We start from the raw sequence: 23773 nt of genomic DNA, 5'->3' as shown, positions 1-23773 counted from the left end.
GGTGAATGGCGCATTCGTTCGATCCGACGCAACGAATGTGCCATTCACCCGAGTCCTAGTTGGCGAGGTCGTCGACCGTCGCGGCTTCGTTCCTGGACAGGTTGATGCCCAGGTTCGCGGCCGCGCGCTCGAGATCTTCGTCGTCGCCGTCACGCATCTCGATGGCTGCGCCGTCGCTGGACAGCACCTCCACGTTGAGGCAGAGCGACTGCAGCTCCTTGAGCAGCACCTTGAACGACTCCGGAATACCGGGCTCCGGGATGTTCTCGCCCTTGACGATGGCTTCGTACACCTTCACGCGGCCGACAACGTCGTCCGACTTGATGGTGAGCAGCTCCTGCAGCGTGTATGCCGCGCCGTAGGCCTGCATGGCCCAGCACTCCATCTCACCGAAGCGCTGACCACCGAACTGCGCCTTACCGCCGAGCGGCTGCTGCGTGATCATCGAGTACGGCCCGGTCGAACGAGCGTGGATCTTGTCGTCGACCAAGTGGTGCAGCTTGATGATGTACATGTAGCCGACCGAAACTGGGTACGGGAACGGCTCGCCGGAACGACCGTCGAACAGCGTCGCCTTGCCGTCCGCGCCGACCATCTGCACGCCGTCACGGTTCGGAATGGTGGAGGCGAGCAGACCAGTCAGCTCGTCTTCCTTGGCACCGTCGAACACCGGGGTGGCGATGTTCGAGTCGGCCGGGGCCGCGAGCATCTCCTCGGGCAGGTTCTCCGCCCAATCCGGGCGGCTGCCGTCGGTCGCGACGTTGACGTTCCAGCCGGTCTTGCCGATCCACCCGAGGTGGGTCTCCAAGATCTGACCGATGTTCATACGACGCGGGACACCGTGCGTGTTCAGGATGATGTCGACAGGCGTGCCGTCGGGCAGGAACGGCATGTCCTCCTGCGGGAGGATCTTGCCGATGACGCCCTTGTTGCCGTGCCGACCTGCGAGCTTGTCGCCGTCCTGAATCTTGCGCTTCTGCGCCACGTACACGCGCACCAGCTCGTTGACGCCGGGAGGCAGATCGTCGTCGTCATCGCGCGAGAACACGCGAATACCGATGACCTTGCCCGACTCACCGTGCGGCACCTTGAGCGACGTGTCGCGAACCTCGCGCGCCTTCTCACCGAAGATGGCGCGCAGCAGGCGCTCCTCCGGCGTCAGCTCGGTCTCGCCCTTCGGCGTGACCTTGCCGACGAGGACGTCACCGTCACGAACCTCGGCACCGATGCGGACGATGCCGCGATCGTCGAGGTCACCCAGGACCTCGTCGGAGACGTTCGGGATGTCCCGAGTGATCTCCTCGGCACCGAGCTTGGTGTCGCGAGCATCGATCTCGTGCTCTTCGATGTGGATCGAGGTGAGAACGTCCTCTTCCACGAGGCGCTGCGACAGGATGATCGCGTCCTCGTAGTTGTGGCCTTCCCACGGCATGATCGCCACGAGCAGGTTCTTACCGAGCGCCATCTCACCGTCTTCGGTGCACGGCCCGTCGGCGAGTACCTGACCGAGTTCGACGCGGTCACCCTCGTCCACGATCGGACGCTGGTTTGCACAGGTGCCTTGGTTGGAACGAGCGAACTTGCGCATCCGGTAGCTCTTGCGAGTGCCGTCGTCCGCCATGACCGTGACGTAGTCGGCCGAAACCTCTTCGACGACACCGGCCTTCTCGTTGATGACGACATCGCCTGCGTCGACAGCGGCACGAAGTTCCATGCCGGTACCGACCAGCGGCGCCTCACTGCGAACCAGCGGCACAGCCTGACGCTGCATGTTCGCGCCCATCAGGGCACGGTTTGCGTCGTCGTGCTCGAGGAACGGAATCATCGCCGTTGCGACGGAGACCATCTGCCGCGGCGAGACGTCCATGTAGTCGACGTCCTCGGGGAGGATGAGCTCCACCTCGCCGCCCTTGGTGCGCACCGAGACACGCTCCTCGGTGAAGCGACCGTCCCTGTCGACCGCGGCATTCGCCTGGGCCTTCACGAAGCGGTCTTCTTCATCGGCGGTCAGGTAGTCGACCTGGTCGGTGACCTTGCCATCTACGACCTTGCGGTACGGCGTCTCGATGAACCCGAACGGATTGACCCGCGCGTACACCGACAGCGAACCGATCAGGCCGATGTTCGGGCCCTCGGGGGTTTCGATCGGGCACATACGGCCGTAGTGCGACGGGTGCACGTCTCGAACTTCGAGGCCGGCACGCTCACGGGACAGACCACCGGGGCCCAGCGCGGACAGACGCCTCTTGTGCGTCAAGCCGGAGAGCGGGTTGTTCTGGTCCATGAACTGCGACAGCTGCGACGTTCCGAAGAACTCCTTGATCGCAGCGACCACGGGGCGGATGTTGATCAGGGTCTGCGGCGTGATCGCCTCGACGTCCTGAGTCGTCATGCGCTCGCGGACAACGCGCTCCATGCGGGACAGGCCCACGCGGATCTGGTTCTGGATCAGCTCGCCGACAGTACGAAGACGACGGTTACCGAAGTGGTCGATGTCGTCGACCTCGACGGGAACCTCGACGCCGCCGGGGGCGGTCATCGACGTGTCGCCCGCATGCAGGCGCACCAGGTACTCGACGGTGGCGACGATGTCTTCTTCCGTCAGCACCGACGACGTGATGGCCTCACCGGTGTGGATGCCGAGCTTCTTGTTGATCTTGTACCGGCCGACGCGTGCCAGGTCGTAGCGCTTCTCCTTGAAGAACAGGTTCTCCAGGAGGGTCTGCGCAGACTCCTTGGTCGGCGGCTCGCCCGGACGCAACTTGCGGTAGATGTCGAGGAGAGCCTCGTCGGTACCGGCGGTGTTGTCCTTCTCCAGCGTGGCCATGAGGATCTCGGAGAAGCCGAAGCGCTCCGTGATCTGCTCGGTGGACCAGCCGAGAGCCTTCAGCAGCACGGTGACGGGCTGACGACGCTTGCGGTCGATCCGGACACCGACAGTGTCGCGCTTGTCGACGTCGAACTCGAGCCAGGCGCCACGACCCGGGATCACCTTGACGCTGTGCAGGTCCTTCTCGGTGGCCTTGTCGACACTGGTGTCGAAGTAGACGCCGGGCGAACGGACCAGCTGCGACACGACGACACGCTCGGTGCCGTTGATGATGAACGTGCCCTTGTCGGTCATCATCGGGAAATCTCCCATGAAGACCGTCTGGCTCTTGATTTCACCGGTGTTGTTGTTGATGAACTCCGCGGTGACGAACAACGGCGCCGCGTAGGTCATGTCCTTGTCTTTGCACTCATCCGTCGAGGCCTTGACCTCGTCGAAGCGTGGGTCCGAGAAGGACAGGGACATGGAGCCGGAGAAGTCCTCGATCGGCGAGAGCTCGGTGAGGATCTCCTCGAGGCCACCGGCGAGTGCGTTGTCGCCACGGGCGGCCGCACGCTCACGCCATGCCGGGGAACCGACGAGCCACTCGAACGAATCCGTTTGGAGATCGAGAAGCCCAGGCACCTCCAGCGGCTCACGAATCTTTGCAAAAGAAACCCGCTTCGGGGCTCCGGGAATCCCGGAAACTGTCTTGGTCTGGCTAGAGACTGCCAAGATGCGTCCTTCCAGCACCTCACGCGAGCCGCGTGTGATCACGCGACGATCGCTTATCTGCTACGAGTTCCGCTGGTGACAACCCGAACGAAACTCGCCCACAGTGGCAGGAAGTCCCACTTGGAAAGTGAAACTTGTGCAACAGAGTCGAGGGGTGGACAGGAGGCAGCCAGCGCAACGTCCAAACTTACACCCATGCTCAGTAGATGTCGAGCCGGGCAGCGTAAATAACATCCGAGCTGGGGATCAATGCGGCGATAACGCTGGTTGCCAGCCGCTCGACCCGCGATCTCTCGCATGTTGTCGCCATTAGAGTGACCCCCTCCGCCCGCCCGCGTCAAGGCTTCGAGCGGCGTTTCCGCGTTTGGAAACGAGATTTTCTCGCTGGGTATACCTGATGGACTACTGGTCGGCGATCTTCGACAGCAACCACTTGCCGTCGACCTTCTCCATCGACACCGACAGCGGACCCTGCGCGCTGCCTTGGACGACGCCGTCGTTGCTCGCGCTGACGTTCATGCTCGCGACCAACTCCGCGCGATCGTCGGAGAGCACCTTGATGCCGACATCGGTCACTTCGGCCTGGGTCGCGGTCTTGGTCTGCACGACCGCGGACTTGGTGGTGTCGGCGGTGCGGTTGAACTCGTCCTTCATCGACGGATTCAGCACGGCGCGCGCCTTGTCGAAGTCCTGATCGACCGTCTCGTACTTGTACGTGTAGAGCGTTTCGATCGCCGACCGCGCCGCCGAGGACACCTCTTGGGTCTCCGCGGTATTCACCCACGCCGCGTTCGAAACGTTCCCGCCAGGCTTGAACACCGCCACGACGGCGAAGGCGCCGAGCAGTACGGCCAGCGCTGCGAGCGCTGCGACCAACTTCCAGCCGATCCGCGAACGCTTCGGCGTCGCATCACTCGCGGTGTCGTCGTCGGCCACGGACTCGCCATCGGCAACACGCGGCTTCAGCGACGGCTTACGAGCGGGCAGAATCCTGCGTCGGGGCTTGCTGCTTGCCGCGGACGCTTCGTCGGTCGTGGCGTCTTCGACGACCGCGCCGGTGTCCACCGCAGTGACCTCGTCGGGGGATTCGGCCACGGTCGGCTCGGGTGTCGCAGTCTCTTTTTCGACGACCGGGTCGGCCTTGTCTTCGGCGGCCTCGACAGGCTGTGTTTCTGCAACCTTCTCCGGAACGGCCTTTTCGACGACGCTCTTGTCGGCCACCTTCTTCTCGACGACTTCGGGCGCGGGAGCTGACGCAGTCTCGGTCGCGGTCACCACGGCCTCGCCCGCATCGGTTTCGGCCAACGGCCGATTCGTCGACGACCCCGCTACCTTCGGGCGTCGCCCCTTGACGGGCGGCGTGGGGTTCTTACGACGGATCGGTGGCACAGCTGACAACTCCTTAGACGGGACGAGCGTTCGGTACGGCGGCGATGATTACCCGCCCGCACCGTTCTCGGGTGCTGGTGGCGCAGGCTCCGCCGGAGCCGGAGCCGGCGCAGGTGCGGGAGCCGGGGCAGGCGCCGCCGGATCAGCCGGCGCACCCTGGTCCATCGCGACGGGCGCGCCGATGTTCTCCATCTTCGACGCCTTCCACGAGCCGTCGACATCCTGCACAGACATGCGGACGGTCACTTTGACCTTGCGCGGCGGCTTGTCCGGCCAGGTGGTGGACGACGAGAGCACGACCAGCGCCTGGCCGGTCCCCTCGTCCTTGCTGAAGTCCGTCAGCGCCGCATCGAGGACAGTCGCTTCGGTTTTCGCTTTGGTCTGCTTCAGCTGATCGGTGATCTGACCTTTGGTGTCGTCGAGGTCCTTCTTCAACGCGTCACCGGTGATCGACGACTCGATGTCGGCGAACGACTTGTCCAAGTTGGCCGCGTCGAAGCTGCTGAGGTTGACGGCGGCCTGACGAGCTCCACCCAGCGCGTCCTCGCGCGCCGACGCCGCTGACTTGTCGACGAACACTGCATGCCCCCAGCCGTAGCCGAAGTACACGGCAGCCGCGAGAGCGACCACCAACGCGACCACGGCCGCCCCAAACGCAGGCCTGAGCCACTTGGTCCGTTGCATCACGAAATTCAGCCTACTTTCCCTTGCGAACACAATTTGCGAACGACGACCGCGGAGCCTACCCCTTCGGAGTGATTCCCAGCAGCGTCGCAGCTTGAGTCGCGATCGGGTTGAGGTTGAGCGAGTCCGCAGCCTTCTTCGGCTTCGAGTCCCACGGTTGCGGGGTAGCGGGGTCCGCATACGCAATTCGATTCGAACTCCGAACACCCGTGACGCTACCGATAGATGTCGTGCAATTCGCATCCATGTTCAGCGGGAAATCATCAACCGTCGGATCGAAGTTCGGATTCTGCCGCTTCATATCGGCGAGAATCTTGGCCGTTCCCTCGTAGCCCTGCGTGCACGGTGGCGGATTGTTCGTCTCGAGGATCAGACCTTGCTTGAGGGTGCCGTCACCGTTCGCGGCAGTACCGGCGCCAGCTGCCAAAGCAGGCAAGAACTGCAGAATCGGTTGTAGCGCAATCGATCTCGGCGCCAACGTGCGGGTGACCGCAGCAAGATTCGTGAGGTCCGTCGTCAGGTTGCCACCCGACTTGTCGATGAGATCGTTGATCTCCGGCGACGCAAGGTTGCCGTTGTCGATGATGCGGCGGACATCAGGATCACTAGCCTTCAGCTGATCGGTAATCTTGCCGAGGTCGGTGCTGAACTGACGGATCGACGACGACTGATCCGACTGAGTGTCGAGCACCGTTCGACTGTCACGGATCAACGCCAGTGTCTGCGGCAGGTTGTCGACGCCGGCCTGCGAGAAGGTGTCGAGCGAATCCACCAGACTCTGGAGATCGTCACCCTTGCCGTCGAATGCGGTGCCGAGCTCGTTGATGGTCTTCGTCAACTCGGCGAGCGGCACCGAGCGAACCAGCGAGTTCGCACTTGCCAGAACATTTTCCACCGGTGTGGGTACCGATGTGTTCTGCTCGTCGATGACCGAACCCTCCTGCAGGTACGGTCCGTCGTCGCTGGTCGGCTGCAAGTCGACGTACTGCTCACCGATCGCCGAGCGGTTCGCCACAACGGCTTTCGCCGAACTGGGGATCTTCGGTGCACCGCTGTCGATCTTGAGATCCACGACGATGCCGTCCTCGGCGAGGCTCAGGTCACCGACGCGACCGACGGGCACCCCGCGATACGTGACTTCAGCGTTGGTGAAGATGCCACCGGAATCGGCGAACCGGGCGTTGACGTTGTACTGACCGAAACCCAGAAGGTTGTCCAGCCGAACGTATTTGGCACCGACGTACACCAGACCCAAAATCGCGACGATCACGAATGCGATCAGCTGAAACTTGACAAGGCGAGTTCTCATCGTCCACCAACTCCGAGCTGATTCAGCAGACCACCGATCGGATTCGGCGCCGGTGACGCGGCGCCAGCGGCCGGACGCGGGACGATCGGAGGCAGCGGCAACGCCGATACGGTCGGCCAGCCGGGTGCGGGACCGTTGCCGTTGACATATGGATTCGACGGATCGACAGTCGGCAACGGGCTACCGAACTTCGGGGCGCGATACACCGGATCGGGTTGTCCGACGCCGAGTGCCGACAACTGGTCGCCGATCTGCCCATCGACTGTGATGAACAGGTTGAGCGAGTTGCCGTGGATGACCTTTTCCACACCGTCGGGGAACGGGAAGGTCGGCACGAGGGGAAGCACGGAAACCAGATCCTTCGAACTGTCCGAGAGCGCCTGCAGCGTGGGCCGCAGCGCACGGAGATCCGAGATCAGGTTGTCCTTCGACTTGGTCAACACATCGGTGCCTACCGAACCGAGCCGGTCCAGCTGCCCCAGCATCTGAGTCAACTGTGGGCGCTGTTCTTCGAGCACCTGAACTGCAGGCGGGATATCGGTGAGGATCTTGCCGATCTTGTCCGACTGGTCGTTGACCCGCGAGGTCAGCGTGTCCAAACCGTCCAGTGCGCGAGTGATGTCGTCGCGCTGTTGATTGAGTCCGTTGATCAGACTGTCCGCCTGCTCGAGTAACCCGCGAACGTTGTTCTCCCGACCACCGAGGGCGGTGGTGAGTTCGTGGATGATCGGCTGCAGTTCCGCAACTCCACCACCGTTGAGCAGCAGCGACAATGCGCCGAGTACCTCTTCGATGTCGGTGGCGTGCCGCGTGCGGTCGGCCGTGATCGTCGCACCGTCGGCGAGGGTCCCTGTGGCACCCTCGGGTGGCGCGGCGAGCTCGATGAACTTCTCGCCGAGCAAGCTGGTCTGCTGTACGGATGCGATTGCATTGGCGGGCAACTTGGCAGACGAGTTGACGACAAGACCGACGCTTGCGGTCCACCCGTCCTTGGCGACTCCGATGGACTCGACGCGACCGACCGGAACACCGTCGACCTTGACCGCCGACTGGGGAACCAGGTCGAGCACATCGTCGAACTGAACGGTCAGGTGGTTCGGGTGATCACCGAGACCTGCGCCACCCGGTAGCGGGATGGCATAGATGCCTTCCGAACTGCAGCCGGTAGCCAACAGCACTACGGCGGCCGCTCCGACGCCGGCAACGACTGCGCGCTTCATCGCCCACCCCCTACGTTGTTCTGCTCGGCGATCCCGGGCGCCTTCAGGTCACCGATGCGCGGCGAGATATTGCCCGACTGGGTGCCGTCGACCGGGGGACGCTGAATGTTGTCGCCGCTGAGGATGCCGAACGGCAACACAAGGCTCGGTGTCTTGATTCCTGCGGTGATCTGATCGGTGACCGTCTTGCAGTTGTCCAGCAGCGGCCGCAACTGCCGGCCGAGGGCCTCGAACCGGGCATCGCCGGGAACCAATTTGCTGAAGTCCAACAACTTGCAGAAGGTTCCGAACGGATCCTGCGTTTCCGGCAGATCGATCCGGGACGCCAACGTGCCCGACTCCGCGTCGTAGGCATTGACGACGTTGCTCAAGGCCAACGGCAGGACGGTGAGCGAATCGGCAAGGTCCTGCCGGTTGTTCGCCAGCGTCTGGGTCGTCTGGACCAAACCTTCGGCGTTGCTGGCAACCAGGTCCTTGTTGTCGTGGACGAACTTCGCGACATCACCAAGGGTGTAGGACAGCTGGTTCAACGCATCGCCCAGGTTCTGTCGTTCACCGGCAAGAAAGCCTGTGAGAGAAGACAGTTGGCCGTTGAACTCGCGTACCTGCTGATCGTTCTTGGCGAGCGCACTGACGAACACCTGGAGGTTCTTGATGGTGTCGAAGAGGTCGCCGCGATAGCTGGTGAGGGTCCGCGCAGCACCGGTGAGCTCGGTGATGGTGTTCCCCAGAGCAGCACCGTTACCGTCGAGATTCTTGCCGAGCGTTCCAACCAGATCGTCGAGCGCGCCGTCCTTGTTCGCACCGTTCGGTCCGAGCGCGGCAGACAGGCTGTCGATGCTCGCGTAGAGCTGATCGACCTCGACGGGGGTCGCGGTGCGATCGCGCGGAATCAGCGTGCCGGACTCCATCTTCGGGCCCTTGGTGTACGCCGGCGCGAGCTGCACATAGCGATCCGAGACCAGCGACGGCGTCACCTGTACCGCTTTCGCGTCTGCAGGAATGTCGACACCGCTCTTGACCCGCATGCCCACCTTGACGGTGTCGCCCTGCGGCTCCACCGACGTGACAGTGCCGACCTTCACACCCAGCACACGCACATCGGTGCCCTTGTAGATACCGACCGAGCGATCGAAGTTCGCCGAGATGTCCGTTGTTCCCGCTCTGGTGAACACCCACCACAGGACGCCGGCCAACACCAGCACACCCACCAGGCCTGCGGCTATCAGCGCCAGCAGCCCCTTACCGAAGCGCGAGCCCTTCTTGGGCGTCGCTGTCGTCTGCGTCTCGTCGGACATCAGTTACCGCCCAACTTCACAACAGGATCGCGATAGCCCGGGATCAACGGCAGTCCCGGCGGTGTCAGGTTGACGACCACCTGGTCGAACCAGCGACCGTTACCCAGGAGGTTGGTGAACAGACGCGTGAACGGCTTGTACAACTTGATGGCCTTGTCCAACTCGGCATTGTTGTTCTGCAAAATCTGCACCACGCCCCGCAACTGCTGAAGAGCGGGACCGATCTGTGCCTCGTTGTCCTTGATCAAACCGGTCAGCTGCTGCGAGAGACGCTGGGTCCCCGTCAGCAACTGCGCGATCGCCTGCTGCCGATTGTTCAGCTCTCCCAACAGTTGACCCGCACCGCTGAGCAGCTGCGTGAACTGCTCGTTGCGATCGGCAAGCACCTTGGTGGTCTTGCTGGTCGCGGCGAACAACTTGGCGAGCTGGTCGTTGCGGCTCTCGATCGTCTGCGACAGGCGAGACACACCGTCGAGCGAGCTTCTGATGTCCGGTGACGTGTCGGCGAAGGCAGCCGAGAGCGCCTTCATGCTGTCAGCGAGTTGGGGGGTGTCGATCTTGCCCAACGTGGTCGCGGCGGCAGAGAACGCGTCGATGACGTCGTACGGAGATGTGGTGCGACCCAACGGGATCGGATCGTTGGGGTTCAGGCTGTCTGCACCACGCGGCTCCAGCGACAGGTACTTGCTGCCGAGGACCGTCTTGATCTGGATGGCCGCCGTCGTCTGGTCGCCGATGAATGCGTCCTTTGCCTTGAACTTGACGTCGACGTGATCACCTTTGAGGTCCACCGAGGACACCGAGCCGACCTTCACGCCTGCAATGCGCACCTCGTCGGTGGGCTTGAGGCCCGCCGCTTCGGTGAACTGAGCCGTGTAGGTGGATCCGGCACCGATCAGCGGGAGGCTGTTGAGGAAGAACGCCGACAGCGTCGCCAGAACAACGATGAAGATGCCAAGCGCGCCGAGCGCTGCGGGGCTACGACGTTTCACTGTCCACCACCCGGTCCCTGGCAGCGCGGAGCTGAGTTGGTGTACAGCGGTTGGTTAACCGTCGGCAGTCCGGCAGGCAGGTTGAGCGTCGAACTCACGCCGGGTCCGACCTGCAGATCGATGCCACACAGGTAGTACTGGAACCACGAGCCGTAACTCGCAATCCGACTCAGCTTTTCGAGCTTCACCGGCAGCGTCTTGAGAACCTTGTCCACCTTGTCGCTCTGGTTGTTCAACTCACCAGCCAGACCGTTGAGCGCGGATACCGAGCCCTGGATCGACGGCCGCGTGGGCTCCAACAGATCTGCCGTGGCATCGGTCAGTCCGGCGAGCGATTGCACGGCGCTGCCCACCACGCCTCTGTCATTGGCCAAACCGGTGACCAGTTGCTGTGTATTCACGATCAGCGAATCCAAATCCTTGTCGTGCTGGTTGACCGTGTCGAGCACGCCGTTCAGGTTGTTCACCACGTTGCCGATCACCGCGTCCTTGTCGGCGATCTTGTTGGTGAGACTGGCTGTGTTGCGCACCAGATCCGACACCGTTCCGCCTTCACCCTGGAACACCTGGATGATCTGGAACGAGAGCTTGTTCACGTCGTCGGCGCTCAGCGTCTGGAACAACGGCTTGAAACCGTTGAACAGCGTGGTCAGGTTCACAGCCGGCTTGGTCTGATCGATCGGGATCGTCTCCCCCGCGTTGATCTTCTCGCCCTGCTTGCCCTGACCTTCGGCCAGCGAGATGTAGCGCTGCCCCACCAGGTTTCGGTACCGGATGGTCGCGATCGTGCTCGCCGGCAGCCAATCACGGTCGGACAGCTGGAACTGGACTTCCGCCTGTCGCTGGTTGACGATCGAGATCTTCTTGACCTGGCCGACGCGGACACCGGCGATTCGCACTTCGTCGCCCGTGTTCAGGGAGGTGACATCGGAGAAGATCGCGTTGAACTTCTTGCCGCCACCACCGCTGGTGTTGGCGATGGCGAACGCCAGAAACGCCGTCATCAGCAGCGTGACCGCACCGAAGATGCCGAGCTTGATCAGCGCGGGAGTCAAACTTTTCACTTGACGGTCACCTCCATGCCGCGCATCGCGGGCGCACCCATGAGGGTGGTCCAACCCGGAACTTCCTGCGGCGCCATGCCATTGGTTTTGCTGTACACGAGAGCCAGCGTGTTCTCCTCGAACTTCGAACCCGCGTAGGCCGCCGGTTGTGCGTTTGCGGCGCCCGGAATCACCGAGTACTGCGGCGCGGGCAACTCCGGTACATCGGCCGGTCCGGGGTTGCGTGACGGCGGCTGATACGAACCGTCGTTGAGCGAACCACCCGGGTACTGACCGAACTTCTGGCCTGCGGGCGCTGGTTGATAGCACCGCGGACCACGGTCGTCGAGCAGTCGGGGCTCGTCCTGGTTCGGCAGGTAACGGCCGCGAGGGTTGACGAACATCGCATTGGCTCGTGCGCCCGGGTACTTACCCGGATTGCCGTTCTCGTCGAGCCCGAGGATCGCCGACGCGCGGCCGACGATCGGGACGAACTGCGCGAACGTGCAGCCGAAGGTGCCCGAGTACTTGGCGAGCGTCTGCAGTGCGTCCTTCGAGTCCGCCGCAATGGAGATGACCGAATCGCGGTTGGCCTCGAGGAAGTCGGCTGTCGTTGCGCCCGTCGTCGTCAGCGACGACACCAGCGACCGGATCTGATCCTGTTGCTGCACAACGGTATTACCGGTGGTTCGCAGGCTGTCCAGGGCATCGATCAGCTCAGGAGCAGCATCGGAGTAGGTCTGCGAGAAATCGGCGAGACCGCGGATGCCCTGCGTCAGGTTGGGCAGTTCGTTGTTCACGCCCCCGACGATCTGACCGAGGCGATCCAACGTCTGGCCGAGTTCTTCGCCACGACCGCTCAGACCCTGCGACAGCGAACCGAGGGTTGTCGCCAACTTCGCGGGCGGAATTGCCTGCAACAGCGGCAGCAAGCCGTCGAGCAGCTTGCCGACCTCGACCGCGTTACCGCTGACATCTTGCTGGATGGTCGAGCCCGCCTGGATCGGCGATGCCTTGTCGTCCTTCGGCAACTGCAGCGCAACGTAGCGCTGACCGAACAAGGTCTTGGGAAGCAGTCGGGCCGTCACGTTGGACGGGATCAGCTTCGCCTTGTCGGGGTTCAAGGCGAGAACAGACGTCACTTTTCCGTTTTCCGTGGTCGACGACCGCACCTCGCCGACGATCAGCCCGCGCACTTTCACATCTGCATTGGTCGGTAGCTGGTTGCCGGTGGTATCGGTGACGAGGTTGACCTTCACGACCTTGGTGAACGCCTTGTTGTACTGGCCGATGGTGTATCCCACGAAAAGGATCACGATCAGGAAGAACGCGAGTCCGAGGAGTCGCTGCCGTCCGACGTGCGCTTTCATCCGGCCACCCGCACTGTTGTAGTCGTTCCCCAGATCGCGAGGCTGAGGAAGAAGTCGAGTACGGCCACGGTCACGATGGCCGTACGCACCGCGCGTCCGACGGCAACGCCGACGCCTGCGGGCCCGCCCGAGGCGGTGAAGCCGTAGTAGCAGTGAATCATGATCAAGATGAAGGCGAAGACCAGCACTTTTCCGAACGACCACAGCACGTCGGCAGGTGGTAGGAACAGGTTGAAGTAGTGGTCGTAGGAGCCCGTGGACTGGCCGTTGAAGATCGTCGTGATGGCGCGGGACGCCAGGTAGGACGCGAGCAAACCGACGATGTAGAGCGGGATGACCGCGACGAAGCCTGCGATCATGCGGGTGCTGACGAGGAACGGCAGACTGGGCACTGCCATGACCTCGAGCGCGTCGATCTCCTCGGAGATCCGCATGGCGCCGAGTTGCGCGGTGAAACCACAGCCGACGGTCGCCGACAACGCCAGTGCCGCGACGATCGGTGCGATCTCACGGGTGTTGACGTAGGCGGACAGGAAGCCGGTCAGTACGGACGTACCGAGCTGATCCAACGCGGCGAAGCCCTGTAGACCGACGACAAGGCCGGTGAAGCCGGACATCATCACGATCACGCCGATGGTGCCGCCGATGACGGCTAGCGCACCGCTACCGAAGGTCACCTCCGCGAGGAGGCGCAGCACTTCCTTGCGGTAGTGCAGGGTGGTGCGCGGAATCCACGCGATGGCGCGGGCGTAGAACGACATCTGCTCGCCCGCTTTGTCGAGCACGGCAAGGGGCGCACCCGCCGTCTTGCGCACCCGCATCAGCGTGCGGTCGCCGCGTCCTTTTGCAATCGTCATGGGTCAGCCGCCCTTTGCCGGGACGATCTGGAGATACACCAGCGTCAGGATCAGATTCGCGAAGAAGAGGATGAGGAAGGTGATGACGACAGCCTGGTTCACGGCATCGCCGACACCCTTCGGGCCGCCCTTGGGGTTGAGACCTTGGTGCGCAGCGATGACGCCGGCGATGACACCGAAGACGGCAGCTTTGATCTCGCCGATCCAGATGTCGGGAAGCTGCGCGAATGCGGAGAACGACGCCAGGTAGGCACCGGGGGTGCCGCCCTGCAGGATCACGTTGAAGAAGTAACCACCTGCGATGCCGACCACCGACACCATGCCGTTGAGCAGCAAGGCGACCAGAATCATCGCAAGCACACGGGGAACCACCAGTCGCTGAATGGGGTCGATGCCGAGCACCTTCATGGCATCGATCTCTTCACGAATCGTTCGGGAACCGAGATCGGCGGTGACGGCGGAACCCGCCGCACCGGCAATGAGCAGCGCGGTGACCAGCGGACTGCCCTGCTGGATCACCGCGAGCACGCTCGCCGCGCCGGTGAACGACTCGGCACCGAGCTGACTGATCAGCGAACCGGTCTGCAGCGACACCACGGCGCCGAACGGGATGGCCACCAGAGCGGTCGGCAGGATCGTCACACTGGCGATGAACCACGCCTGGGTGATGAACTCCCGAAATTGGAACGGCGGCCTAAAAGTCTTCGCAATGACGTCGATCAACAACTCGACGATGTTGCCTGCCTGCGTGAACGCACCGGTGACTGGCCTCGTGACGGAGGCTCGCGTAACTGCCATCAGTGTGTCTACCGCGGTCCGTTGGTGGATCGCTCGTACTCGTCATCGCGGTACGCAGGAATCACCTGGGTGTCCTGGCCGCTGTCGAGGCTGTCCTGGATCGCTACCTGCGCGTCGTGCGGCAGGGTGTGCATGATCTGACGGACGCGCTCCTGACGGCGGATCGCGCCCTGGCGGATCGGCATACCGGGCGTCTGCTGCATCTGCGGAATGATGCCTTCGATTTCTTCGGCACCACCCTGGTGGTGGCCTGCCTCGACCAAGGCCTGCTCACGGGCCATCTGAGCTTCGTCTTTTTCTTCGCTCATGCCGATCGGGCCGATCATGCGTCCGTTGAGGAACTGCTTGACAACGGGCTCGTCGCTGGTGAGCAGCACTTCGCGCGGCCCGAACATCACCAGGTTGCGGCGGAAGAGCATGCCGATGTTGTCCGGCACAGTACGGGCAAGGTTGATGTTGTGCGTGACGATCAGCATGGTCGCGTCGATCTGGCTGTTCACATCGAGGAACAGCTGGCTGATGTACGTCGTACGAACGGGGTCGAGGCCGGAGTCCGGCTCGTCGATGAGAATGATCTTCGGGTCCAACACCAGCGCGCGAGCCAGTCCGGCACGCTTGCGCATACCGCCGGAGATTTCGCCGGGAAGCTTGTGCTCCGCGCCGAGGAGACCGGTCATCTCCAGCTTCTCCATGACGATCTTGCGGACTTCGGATTCCGACTTCTTCGTGTGCTCACGAAGCGGGAAGGCAGTGTTGTCGTAGAGGTCCATGGAACCGAACAGCGCGCCGTCCTGGAACAGCACACCGAAGAGCTTGCGGATCTCGTAGAGCTCCTTGTTGGAGCACTCCATGATGTTGGTGCCGTCGATGTAGATGGCGCCCTCTTCGGGGCGCAGCAGACCGATGATCGACTTCAGGAACACGGACTTACCCGTACCCGACGGGCCGAGCAGTGCACTCACCTCACCGGGGGGCAGGGTGAGGGTGACGTCCTGCCAGATTCGCTGAGCGCCGAACGATTTGGTGAGACCTTCGGTCCGTACTTCGACTCCCACGCCAACCTCCACGCTTTCTTACACACGACAAACCCACTGTGTGGGTGCGGTCACTGTATCGCATCACCAGAGGTGCTGGGTCACACCTGGCAATCCGGTCGTACACACGTAAAAGCGGACGGTCCCCACCGGGGACCGTCCGCTGACCAGCCGCACAGTCTGTCGTGCGGAAGGTCGAACTACTTGACCGAAACCTTGGCGCCGGCGCCTTCCAGCTTCTCCTTGGCTGCCTCGGCTGCGTCCTTGGCGACCTTCTCCAGGATGGCCTTCGGTGCGCTCTCGACGAGATCCTTGGCTTCCTTGAGGCCCAAGCCGGAAACGACCTCACGGACCACCTTGATGACCTGGATCTTCTTGTCGCCGGCCGACTCGAGGACGACGTCGAACTCGTCCTGCTCTTCGGCGGCGTCAGCGCCACCGGCGGCCGGAGCACCGGCTGCGGCAACGGCGACGGGAGCGGCTGCGGTGACCTCGAAGGTCTCCTCGAATGCCTTCACGAACTCGCTGAGCTCGAGGAGGGTGAGCTCCTTGAACTGGTCGAGCAATTCTTCGGTGCTGAGCTTCGCCATGGTGGCGGTCCTTCCTTTAGTACCGAGTCGCTGATCCGCGACACAGTTGGTTGTGTAGCTGTTCGCTGTGAGTGCGGATCAGCTTTCGGCGGGAGCTTCTGCTTCTGCCGGTGCCTCTTCGGCCGGTGCTTCTACGGCAGCAGCTGCGGGAGCTTCTGCGGCCTTCTTGTCTGCCAAGGCCTGGGCCAGACGTGCAACCTGCGATGCCGGAGCGTTGAACAGGCCTGCCGCCTTCGACAAGTTGCCCTTCATCGCGCCGGCAAGCTTGGCGAGCAAGATCTCGCGGGACTCGAGGTCCGCGATCTTGTTGACCTCGTCCACGGACAGCACGTGGCCGTCCATGTAGCCGCCCTTGATGATGAGGGCCTTGTTCTCCTTCGCGAAGGTCTTGATGGCCTTCGCTGCGTTGACCGGTTCGCCGTTGATGAATGCAATGGCGGTCGGTCCGACGAACAGCTCATCCAGGCCGTCGACACCTGCCTCTTTGGCAGCGCGCTTGACCAGGGTGTTCTTGGCGACGGAGTAGGTAGCGTCCGCGCCGAGCGCACGTCGCAGCGTGGTGATGTTGCCAACGGACAGGCCACGGTATTCCGTGATCACTGCGGCCGTGGATTCCTTGAACTGCTCGGCGATCTCCGCTACCGCGGTGACCTTCTCAGGCTTTGCCATACTTCGCCTCCTCTCATGACGGTCGGTGATGAACCCTGTCCTACACCGACGAGAGGAGCCGGAAAATGCAAAACGCCCCGGTGCAGGGCGCACGGGGCGTACAGGAAGAATCGCTTCTCCCTACCTCGATCACCTGCGTGGGTCGCCGGGCAATAGCCGGACCTTCTACCGCATTCTTGCGAACGCAGTGACCAACGGTCTTGGGTAGAACGTGATTGGGTGGCTTTCGAATAGCTCGAAGACCGTCGTCCAGATTAGCTGGTCGGGGTCCGATCCGCCAAACGGTGGAGCGTTCGGAGCGAATGTGATCTCGAATACATCCAACACGTCCGTGGATACGAATGTTCAGTAGCCCGCTCGTGTGCACTTGCGGGAACCGGAGGTGTTCATGTTCGACCGTCAGTTCATCAGATCAGCGATTTCCCGAAGTGCAGAGAACGCGATGGAAAGGCGGCGATTCCTGAAGACAGTCGGGATATCGGCCGTCGGCGTCGGTGCAGCCACGCTCGCAGGAACCACTCTTGCGTCGGCCGACCCAGCAAACCCCGACATTCCTCCGAGCGCGGGAAATCTGATCCCGCCGCCCGTGCAACCCATCAGCGACGGCGCGATCCTGAACTTCGCCCTGAACCTGGAATACCTCGAAGCCGAGTTCTACTCGATCGCGGTCAACGGCCAACGCCTCGACAACATTGCTGCCGGACAAGGGCCGGTCGGTCCGGTCACGGGCGGGCGGCAGGTCAATTTCGAAACCCCCGCAATCCGCCAGTACGCCCAGGAAATCGCGAACGACGAGCGGCAGCACGTCGAATTTCTTCGCGGAGCGCTGGGTTCGGCCGCAGTATCGCGGCCGGCAATCGATCTCGAAAACAGCTTCACCGCCGCGGCGAGGGCGGCCGGGCTGGTTGGCCCAGGTGAGACGTTCGACGTCTACGCAAACGAGCGGAACTTCCTGCTCGGCGCCTTTGTCTTCGAGGATGTCGGTGTGACCGCGTATAAGGGTGCCGCTCCCCTGATCGGCAGCAAGACCTACCTGGACGCTGCTGCGGGAATCCTGGCCGTCGAGGCGTATCACGCGGCGCTGATCCGAACCAGCCTTTACAACATGGGCCTGCAACAGCCTGCGCAGGCCATCTCGGATGCGCGGGACAGTCTGGACGGATCCGACGACAAGGATCAGGGCATCAGTATCAATGGCGCGGCAAACATCGTGCCGTCCGACAACAACGGCATCGCGTTCGGTCGGACCCCACTGCAGGTTCTCAACATCGTCTACCTGACACCCAGTCCGGCCAGGTCGGGCGGTTTCTTCCCCGCGGGCGCGAACGGAGTGTTCACAGTCAGCGGCTGACCTGCATGTTCCCCCAGCGGTCTGTTCGCGTACAACTGATGTCGGTATACGCGAACAGATCGGGGAACGACAGTGACGTCACAGGACGTTCGTAAAGGCACCGCGACCGCCAACGGCCTCGAAATCGCCTACGAAGACATCGGCAATATCGACGATCCCGCGGTACTGCTGATCATGGGCTTCAGCTGTCAGTTGATCCACTGGCCGCTGAACTTCTGTCAGCTGCTGGTCGACGCCGGCTATCGCGTGATCCGCTTCGACAACAGAGATATAGGACTGTCCACCAAGTTCGACAGCGTTCGGCTGGAGGGTTCGCAACTGCTGCGGATGGCCAGGTTCGAGCTGGGGCTGCCGAGCCCTGTGCCCTACACACTCGTAGATATGGCTGCGGATACCGACGGGCTGCTCGATCACTTGGGCATCGACTCCGTGCATGTGGTCGGTGCGTCGATGGGTGGGATGATCGCGCAGGTCTACACGGCCGAGCATCCGGATCGCGTTGCGTCGCTGGGCATCCTGTTCTCCAACACCAATCAGGCGCTCATGCCACCGCCGCATCCGGCTGCCATCAGGACGCTGCTGGAGAGCCCGGGCCGCAATCCGACGCGCGAGCAGATCGTCGCGAAAGCCGTCCAGGCGCACAAGGTGATCGGCAGCCCGAAATACCCGGAAGCCGAGGACGTCACCGCTGCCCGCGCGGGCGAAGCCTTCGATCGCAGCTACAGCCCGGCAGGCATCGTCCGCCAGTTCGGCGCGACGCTGGGGACAGGGAGCTTGCTGTCGTATTCGACGCGGATCACCGCCCCCACCGTCGTCGTGCACGGATCTGCCGACCGACTGATTCGTCCCGCAGGCGGCCGGGCCGTTGCCAAGGCCATCCGCGGTGCGACGCTGCATATTGTCGACGGCATGGGCCACGATCTGCCGCAGCAGCTGCACACGGAGTTGACGGGCTACCTGCTGAGCAATTTCGCGGCCGTGCGCCCCCGCGGATAGGTTCGCGACACCCGACGAAACGGAAACGGCCGACACGGAAATCCGTGCCGGCCGCGTCTAGATGTAGAGAGTTACTCAGCATCCTCGACGAGGAGGTTGCGCACACGGTTCGGGTCCACCTGGATGCCCGGTCCGGTGTTGGTCGACACCGTCACCTTCTTGACGTAGCGACCCTTGGCCGACGACGGCTTCGCACGCAGGATCTCGTCCAGCGCCGCGCCGTAGTTCTCCACCAGCTGGGTGTCGCCGAAGGACGCCTTGCCGATGACGAAGTGCAGGTTGGCCTGCTTGTCGACGCGGAAGTTGATCTTGCCGCCCTTGATGTCGTTGACAGCCTTGGTCACATCGGTGGTGACCGTGCCCGTCTTCGGGTTCGGCATCAGGCCACGCGGTCCGAGGACGCGGGCGATGCGGCCGACCTTGGCCATCTGATCCGGCGTTGCGATCGCGGCGTCGAAGTCGAGCCAGCCACCCTGGATCCGCTCGATCAGATCCTCGGCGCCGACGGCGTCGGCTCCGGCTGCTTCGGCTTCGCTGGCCTTCTCGCCGGCGGCGAACACGATGACGCGCGCGGTCTTACCGGTGCCGTGCGGCAGGTTGACGGTGCCGCGAACCATCTGGTCGGCCTTACGCGGATCGACGCCCAGACGGACGGCAACCTCGACGGTGGAATCGGTGTTCTTGGAACCCGTCTCCTTGGCCAGCTTGGCGGCCTGAAGGGGACTGTAGAGCTTGGTCGCATCGACCTTCTCAGCGGCGGCGAGATACGCCTTGCTGCGCTTTGCCATTTGTTCTGTCCTTACTTTCTGGTTCAGATGTGGTTACCGGGCCTGGCAGGCCCTCCCACGCTGTACTTATTTTGTCTCGATTCGGGATTCAGCCCTCGACGGTGATACCCATCGACCGCGCAGTACCGGCGATGATCTTCGCGGCCTGGTCGATGTCGTTCGCGTTGAGGTCTTCCTGCTTGGTCTTCGCGATCTCGCGCACCTGATCCATGGTCACCTTGGCAACCTTGGTCTTGTGCGGCTCGCCGGAGCCCTTCGGCACACCAGCGGCCTTGAGCAGCAGCTTGGCGGCGGGCGGGGTCTTCAACTTGAAGTCGAAGGTCCGGTCTTCGTACACCGAGATCTCCACAGGAACGACGTTGCCGCGCTGCGACTCGGTCGCGGCGTTGTACGCCTTGCAGAACTCCATGATGTTGACGCCGTGCTGACCCAACGCGGGGCCGACGGGCGGTGCCGGGTTGGCGGCGCCTGCCTGGATCTGAAGCTTGATGATCCCGGCGATCTTCTTCTTCTTGGGGGGCATCCTTGTTTCCTTGTTTCGTTTTCTTGCGCTGTGTAGAGCAAGTGTTGTGAGGCGAGCGGGTGAACGCTAGATCTTGGAGACCTGCGTGAAGCCCAACTCGACCGGAGTTTCGCGACCGAAGATCGAGACCAGCACCTTCAGCTTCTGCTGCTCGGCGTTGACCTCGCTGATGCTCGCAGGCAGGGTCGCGAACGGACCGTCCATGACGGTCACCGACTCGCCGACCTCGAAGTCGACCTCGATGACCGGCTTGGCCGACGTCTCCGACGACGTATCGCCTGCCGCCGCGGCACCCGCTGCGGGCTTCTTCTGCGCACCCTGCGGAAGCAGGAACTTGACCACCTCGTTGATGGTCAACGGCGACGGCCGCGACGTTGCACCGACGAAGCCGGTGACACCAGGCGTGTTCCGGACGGCACCCCACGACTCGTCGTTGAGCTCCATGCGGACCAGGATGTAACCGGGCAGCACCTTGCGGTTGACCTGCTTACGCTGGCCGTTCTTGATCTCGGTGACCTCTTCGATGGGCACTTCCACTTGGAAGATGTAGTCGCCGACATCGAGGTTCTGGACGCGGGTCTCGAGGTTGGCCTTCACCTTGTTCTCGTAACCGGCGTAGCTGTGAATGACGTACCAGTCGCCGGGTGCACGACGCAGCACGGCCTTCATCTCCTCGACCGGATCGGCAGGCTCTTCCGGCTCGGCTTCTGCTTCGGTTTCGACTGCTTCAGCCTCGGCTGCTTCTTCGGGGTCGGAGGCGTCAGGAGCGACCTCGTCGGTCGGCTGCTCGTCGGCGGAGGTCTCTTCGGTGACCTGCTCGGCCGACGGGTCATCGACCTCCACGCTGAACTCGGCTGCCGCGTCGTTCTCGGGGGTGCTCACTGAAACTCGCTTCCTTTCGTGTCCATCGGTTGGTGCGCTCTTCGCTAGCCGAACAGCCAGCTGACGCCCTTGATGAACGCCAAGTCCAAACCGCTGATGAACGCGACCATGAAGATCACGAACACCAACACGACGCTCGTGTAGGTGACCATCTGCTTGCGGTTCGGCCAGATGACCTTGCGCAACTCGGCGATCACTTCGCGGAAGAACCGCCGAAGCCGCTTGAAGATGTTCTCTTTCTTCGGCGCCGTCGCCTCCGCACGCTTGGGCGTCGGCCGCGACTTGGTCGCAACCGCTCCCCGTGTGGACGGCGCTGCCGTCGAATCGCCATCGGCGCCTGCGCGCGCCCGACGAGTCGACCGCTTACCGGTCGGCCGGCTCACCGAAGAGTCGGAGGCGGAGTCGGCGGCTCGGGAGGTGTTCTCCTCCGAACTGCCGTCGTCGCGCGTGTCGCGCTCGTCGCTCACCGTCGATCCTCTCCGTCGTCGCTACGCAGGGGCGACAGGACTTGAACCTGCAACCTGCGGTTTTGGAGACCGCTGCTCTGCCAGTTGAGCTACGCCCCTTCGGTCAGGTCGCATACGCCGACCTTCCCGTTCTGGGATTACATGACACGCGCGCTACCCTCGACGGCCTGGACCAGCACCGTAGGGCAGCGCGCAGCGCTGAATGAACCCAGAAATCTCAGTGTACGTCACAGCCTGCATCGGACCGAAATCCGGCGGCGCTCACGCCAGCTGAACCGTCGCCGTTGCTCGGCCGAAGATTCGCTTGCCGCGGAATTTGCCGGTCATCGCAACCACAGCGGTCCGCGACTCGGCATCGACAGACTTCACCTTGCCGCTGTACTCGATCTCGGCCGGCTCGTGGGGATCGACGAAGACCATGCTGGTCATTCGAACGCTGTAGTCCTTGACCGCACCGGGATCGCCGAGCCACGACGTGATGAAGCCCGCCCCCAGACCCATGGTGAGCATGCCGTGTGCCACCACGTTGTCGATACCGACGACCCTTGCGACGTCGTCGCTCCAGTGAATGGGGTTCGGATCGCCGGACACACCTGCGTAATTGACCAGGTCGCCACGGGTCAGCTTGACGATTCGCGTCGGGAGTTCGTCACCCACCGCGACGTCGTCGAAGTTGAGTGCGTGCTTGCTCGGCGGCGTAGGCTCCGGCTCCACGACGTCGCGCACGGGTTGCTGCAGGATCTTGGGAACCTTGCGCGGCAGGTGCGCGGGCGCTTCGCCGCTGGTGCCGTGCATCAGCACATCGGCCATCGCGTGGCTGAGCGAATCGTCCACATCGGTGCTCGCGCGCCCGACGATCGTGGTGTACGCGGTCTGGATCAGCTCGTCGTTCTGCGCGGTGACGACGTTCTTGGTGACGATGATGTCGGCACCCTGCGGTGCGCGGCGGAACGAATCGAGGTAGACGTCGCACACCAACTGATCGCCGACCTTGATCGGACGATGGAACTCCAACACCTGATCGGTCTGCATGATCTGGCTGACGTCGTAGCCGGTGACGATGGTCTCGAACAGCCGACGCGTCGCGAGAAGTCCGACCAAGGAGATGAAGGTCAGCGGCGCCAGCAGGCCGTCGTAGCCGAATTCTTCGGCGGTGTCCTCGTCCCAATGCACGGGATGGAAGTCCTGGACAGCACGGGCGTACTCGCGGACCTTTTCGCGGCCTACTTCGTAATAGTCGTCGACTCGGTAGTGATGACCCACCATCGACTCGGCGTGGGCAGCGGCGTCGAAAGGCTCGCCGGGCTGCTCGCCGGGAGTTGCGATGTCGGTCACGTCGTACCTACCTATCCGCCCTGGACATCCCCGTCAGCTTGGGGCAGCCGACAGGGATCGTCGTCGTGGGTGCGGCCAAGGTGAAACGACTAGCGAGACTCGCGATGGCTCTGGTGGGTTCCGCAGTTGGGGCAGAACTTCTTCAGCTCGAGGCGGTCTGGGTCGTTGCGACGGTTCTTCTTGGTGATGTAGTTACGGTGCTTGCACACCTCACACGCCAAGGTGATCTTCGGTCGAACATCGGTGGAGGCCACTGGATGCCTTCTTTCAGGTCTAGCTGATGACTGCAATCGCTCGATGATTGCGGCCGTCAGTGCGTTTCTTTGTCGAATCTGTAGCGATGGCCGGACTTGAACCGGCGACACAACGATTATGAGTCGTTTGCTCTACCGACTGAGCTACACCGCCTTGAGGTCGGCCATAGCGACCACTTGCGGTCCCGCTCGCAGTCACAATCCGGCGAGCCCCCTAACGGAATCGAACCGTTGACCTTTTCCTTACCATGGAAACGCTCTACCGACTGAGCTAAGGGGGCACAACAACAACGCACCGAGTCCGATAACAGCTGTCCTCGGTGCTTTGAAGCCTTCAAGAGATTACACAGTCGCACCGCTCGCTGCCAAACCGTCAGTTC

At 62.9% G+C, this 23773-nt stretch carries 22 protein-coding genes and 3 tRNA genes; 2 read left to right on the top strand and 23 right to left on the bottom strand.

Annotation, left to right across the window (positions count from 1 at the left end; translation table 11 throughout):
* Window positions 1-55: 55 nt before the first annotated feature.
* The 14 genes from rpoB to rplJ all read right to left on the bottom strand — a co-directional run bounded on the left by rpoB (window position 56) and on the right by rplJ (window position 16797).
* Window positions 56-3562, bottom strand: a complete 3507-nt coding sequence (gene rpoB / locus FOY51_RS21795) for a DNA-directed RNA polymerase subunit beta (protein WP_149432386.1) — start codon at window positions 3560-3562, stop codon at window positions 56-58.
* Between the two features lie 384 nt (window positions 3563-3946).
* Window positions 3947-4933, bottom strand: coding sequence for a hypothetical protein (locus FOY51_RS21790; RefSeq protein ID WP_235916614.1), 987 nt, complete (start codon window positions 4931-4933; stop codon window positions 3947-3949).
* A 48-nt stretch (window positions 4934-4981) separates the two neighbouring features.
* A complete protein-coding gene (locus tag FOY51_RS21785; RefSeq protein WP_149432384.1) occupies window positions 4982-5617 on the bottom strand; it encodes an Rv1363c family protein in 636 nt (211 codons plus the stop codon).
* A gap of 58 nt (window positions 5618-5675) precedes the next feature.
* On the bottom strand, window positions 5676-6926 hold the full coding sequence (locus FOY51_RS21780; RefSeq protein ID WP_149432361.1) for an MCE family protein: 1251 nt from the start codon (window positions 6924-6926) through the stop codon (window positions 5676-5678).
* Window positions 6923-8146 carry an MCE family protein gene (locus FOY51_RS21775; protein ID WP_149432360.1) on the bottom strand — a complete coding sequence of 408 codons (1224 nt, stop codon included), beginning with the start codon at window positions 8144-8146 and terminating at the stop codon, window positions 6923-6925. Before FOY51_RS21775 ends, FOY51_RS21780 begins: the two co-directional genes overlap by 4 nt.
* The gene (locus FOY51_RS21770) at window positions 8143-9444 is read right to left on the bottom strand and encodes an MCE family protein (RefSeq protein ID WP_149432359.1); all 1302 of its coding nucleotides are present in this window, start codon (window positions 9442-9444) and stop codon (window positions 8143-8145) included. Before FOY51_RS21770 ends, FOY51_RS21775 begins: the two co-directional genes overlap by 4 nt.
* Window positions 9444-10436 (bottom strand): MCE family protein, encoded by a 993-nt coding sequence (locus tag FOY51_RS21765; protein WP_149432358.1) that lies wholly within the window; start codon window positions 10434-10436, stop codon window positions 9444-9446. Before FOY51_RS21765 ends, FOY51_RS21770 begins: the two co-directional genes overlap by 1 nt.
* Window positions 10433-11500: an MCE family protein gene (locus FOY51_RS21760; RefSeq protein ID WP_149432357.1), complete on the bottom strand. Its 1068-nt coding sequence runs from the start codon at window positions 11498-11500 to the stop codon at window positions 10433-10435. Before FOY51_RS21760 ends, FOY51_RS21765 begins: the two co-directional genes overlap by 4 nt.
* Complete coding sequence (locus FOY51_RS21755) at window positions 11497-12849, bottom strand: MCE family protein (RefSeq protein WP_149432356.1); 1353 nt, start codon at window positions 12847-12849, stop codon at window positions 11497-11499. Before FOY51_RS21755 ends, FOY51_RS21760 begins: the two co-directional genes overlap by 4 nt.
* Entirely contained in the window at window positions 12846-13706 is an 861-nt protein-coding gene (locus FOY51_RS21750; RefSeq protein WP_149432355.1) for an MlaE family ABC transporter permease, read from the bottom strand. The genes FOY51_RS21755 and FOY51_RS21750 overlap by 4 nt, the downstream gene beginning before the upstream one ends.
* A gap of 3 nt (window positions 13707-13709) precedes the next feature.
* Window positions 13710-14504: an MlaE family ABC transporter permease gene (locus FOY51_RS21745; protein WP_149432354.1), complete on the bottom strand. Its 795-nt coding sequence runs from the start codon at window positions 14502-14504 to the stop codon at window positions 13710-13712.
* Window positions 14505-14512: 8 nt separating this feature from the next.
* Window positions 14513-15559 carry an ABC transporter ATP-binding protein gene (locus FOY51_RS21740; RefSeq protein WP_187776421.1) on the bottom strand — a complete coding sequence of 349 codons (1047 nt, stop codon included), beginning with the start codon at window positions 15557-15559 and terminating at the stop codon, window positions 14513-14515.
* Window positions 15560-15738: 179 nt separating this feature from the next.
* A complete protein-coding gene (rplL, locus tag FOY51_RS21735; RefSeq protein ID WP_149432352.1) occupies window positions 15739-16128 on the bottom strand; it encodes a 50S ribosomal protein L7/L12 in 390 nt (129 codons plus the stop codon).
* 78 nt (window positions 16129-16206) lie between these two features.
* Entirely contained in the window at window positions 16207-16797 is a 591-nt protein-coding gene (rplJ, locus tag FOY51_RS21730; RefSeq protein WP_149432351.1) for a 50S ribosomal protein L10, read from the bottom strand.
* Between the two features lie 442 nt (window positions 16798-17239).
* On the opposite strand from rplJ, the gene FOY51_RS21725 reads away from it, so the two are divergent.
* Together FOY51_RS21725 and FOY51_RS21720 are read left to right on the top strand one after the other, a co-directional pair.
* Window positions 17240-18148, top strand: coding sequence for a ferritin-like domain-containing protein (locus FOY51_RS21725; protein ID WP_235916613.1), 909 nt, complete (start codon window positions 17240-17242; stop codon window positions 18146-18148).
* Between the two features lie 72 nt (window positions 18149-18220).
* A complete protein-coding gene (locus FOY51_RS21720; RefSeq protein WP_235916612.1) occupies window positions 18221-19144 on the top strand; it encodes an alpha/beta fold hydrolase in 924 nt (307 codons plus the stop codon).
* A gap of 71 nt (window positions 19145-19215) precedes the next feature.
* Here FOY51_RS21720 and rplA read toward each other — a convergent pair whose 3' ends face one another.
* The 9 genes from rplA to FOY51_RS21675 form a co-directional block, all read right to left on the bottom strand.
* On the bottom strand, window positions 19216-19932 hold the full coding sequence (rplA, locus tag FOY51_RS21715; protein WP_149432349.1) for a 50S ribosomal protein L1: 717 nt from the start codon (window positions 19930-19932) through the stop codon (window positions 19216-19218).
* 88 nt (window positions 19933-20020) lie between these two features.
* Window positions 20021-20455 carry a 50S ribosomal protein L11 gene (gene rplK, locus FOY51_RS21710; RefSeq protein ID WP_149432348.1) on the bottom strand — a complete coding sequence of 145 codons (435 nt, stop codon included), beginning with the start codon at window positions 20453-20455 and terminating at the stop codon, window positions 20021-20023.
* Between the two features lie 66 nt (window positions 20456-20521).
* Entirely contained in the window at window positions 20522-21337 is an 816-nt protein-coding gene (gene nusG, locus FOY51_RS21705; protein WP_149432347.1) for a transcription termination/antitermination protein NusG, read from the bottom strand.
* A gap of 44 nt (window positions 21338-21381) precedes the next feature.
* A complete protein-coding gene (gene secE, locus FOY51_RS21700; RefSeq protein WP_149432346.1) occupies window positions 21382-21804 on the bottom strand; it encodes a preprotein translocase subunit SecE in 423 nt (140 codons plus the stop codon).
* Between the two features lie 26 nt (window positions 21805-21830).
* Window positions 21831-21903: transfer RNA gene (locus FOY51_RS21695), tRNA-Trp, on the bottom strand.
* A gap of 162 nt (window positions 21904-22065) precedes the next feature.
* Window positions 22066-23070, bottom strand: coding sequence for a fused (3R)-hydroxyacyl-ACP dehydratase subunits HadA/HadB (locus FOY51_RS21690; protein WP_149432382.1), 1005 nt, complete (start codon window positions 23068-23070; stop codon window positions 22066-22068).
* Window positions 23071-23228: 158 nt separating this feature from the next.
* A complete protein-coding gene (rpmG, locus tag FOY51_RS21685) occupies window positions 23229-23393 on the bottom strand; it encodes a 50S ribosomal protein L33 (protein WP_149432345.1) in 165 nt (54 codons plus the stop codon).
* Between the two features lie 81 nt (window positions 23394-23474).
* Window positions 23475-23547: transfer RNA gene (locus tag FOY51_RS21680), tRNA-Met, on the bottom strand.
* 54 nt (window positions 23548-23601) lie between these two features.
* Window positions 23602-23674, bottom strand: a tRNA-Thr gene (locus FOY51_RS21675).
* Window positions 23675-23773: the final 99 nt, after the last annotated feature.

Source organism: Antrihabitans cavernicola, from assembly GCF_008297975.1.
In the GTDB taxonomy this organism is placed as follows: Bacteria; Actinomycetota; Actinomycetes; order Mycobacteriales; family Mycobacteriaceae; genus Antrihabitans; species Antrihabitans cavernicola.
Note: the sequence above shows the minus strand (reverse complement) of the source record. Positions and strands in the feature narration are given on the sequence as shown.

Excerpts from the sequence above, each read along its gene's own strand:
- FOY51_RS21785 (WP_149432384.1), bottom strand. The coding sequence starts at position 5,617 with ATGCAACGGACCAAGTGGCTCAGGCCTGCGTTTGGGGCGGCCGTGGTC.
- FOY51_RS21780 (WP_149432361.1), bottom strand. The coding sequence starts at position 6,926 with ATGAGAACTCGCCTTGTCAAGTTTCAGCTGATCGCATTCGTGATCGTC.
- FOY51_RS21775 (WP_149432360.1), bottom strand. The coding sequence starts at position 8,146 with ATGAAGCGCGCAGTCGTTGCCGGCGTCGGAGCGGCCGCCGTAGTGCTG.
- FOY51_RS21770 (WP_149432359.1), bottom strand. The coding sequence starts at position 9,444 with ATGTCCGACGAGACGCAGACGACAGCGACGCCCAAGAAGGGCTCGCGC.
- FOY51_RS21755 (WP_149432356.1), bottom strand. The coding sequence starts at position 12,849 with ATGAAAGCGCACGTCGGACGGCAGCGACTCCTCGGACTCGCGTTCTTC.
- FOY51_RS21750 (WP_149432355.1), bottom strand. The coding sequence starts at position 13,706 with ATGACGATTGCAAAAGGACGCGGCGACCGCACGCTGATGCGGGTGCGC.
- FOY51_RS21745 (WP_149432354.1), bottom strand. The coding sequence starts at position 14,504 with ATGGCAGTTACGCGAGCCTCCGTCACGAGGCCAGTCACCGGTGCGTTC.
- rplL (WP_149432352.1), bottom strand. The coding sequence starts at position 16,128 with ATGGCGAAGCTCAGCACCGAAGAATTGCTCGACCAGTTCAAGGAGCTC.
- rplJ (WP_149432351.1), bottom strand. The coding sequence starts at position 16,797 with ATGGCAAAGCCTGAGAAGGTCACCGCGGTAGCGGAGATCGCCGAGCAG.
- FOY51_RS21725 (WP_235916613.1), top strand. The coding sequence starts at position 17,240 with ATGGAAAGGCGGCGATTCCTGAAGACAGTCGGGATATCGGCCGTCGGC.
- rplA (WP_149432349.1), bottom strand. The coding sequence starts at position 19,932 with ATGGCAAAGCGCAGCAAGGCGTATCTCGCCGCCGCTGAGAAGGTCGAT.
- rplK (WP_149432348.1), bottom strand. The coding sequence starts at position 20,455 with ATGCCCCCCAAGAAGAAGAAGATCGCCGGGATCATCAAGCTTCAGATC.
- FOY51_RS21690 (WP_149432382.1), bottom strand. The coding sequence starts at position 23,070 with ATGGTGGGTCATCACTACCGAGTCGACGACTATTACGAAGTAGGCCGC.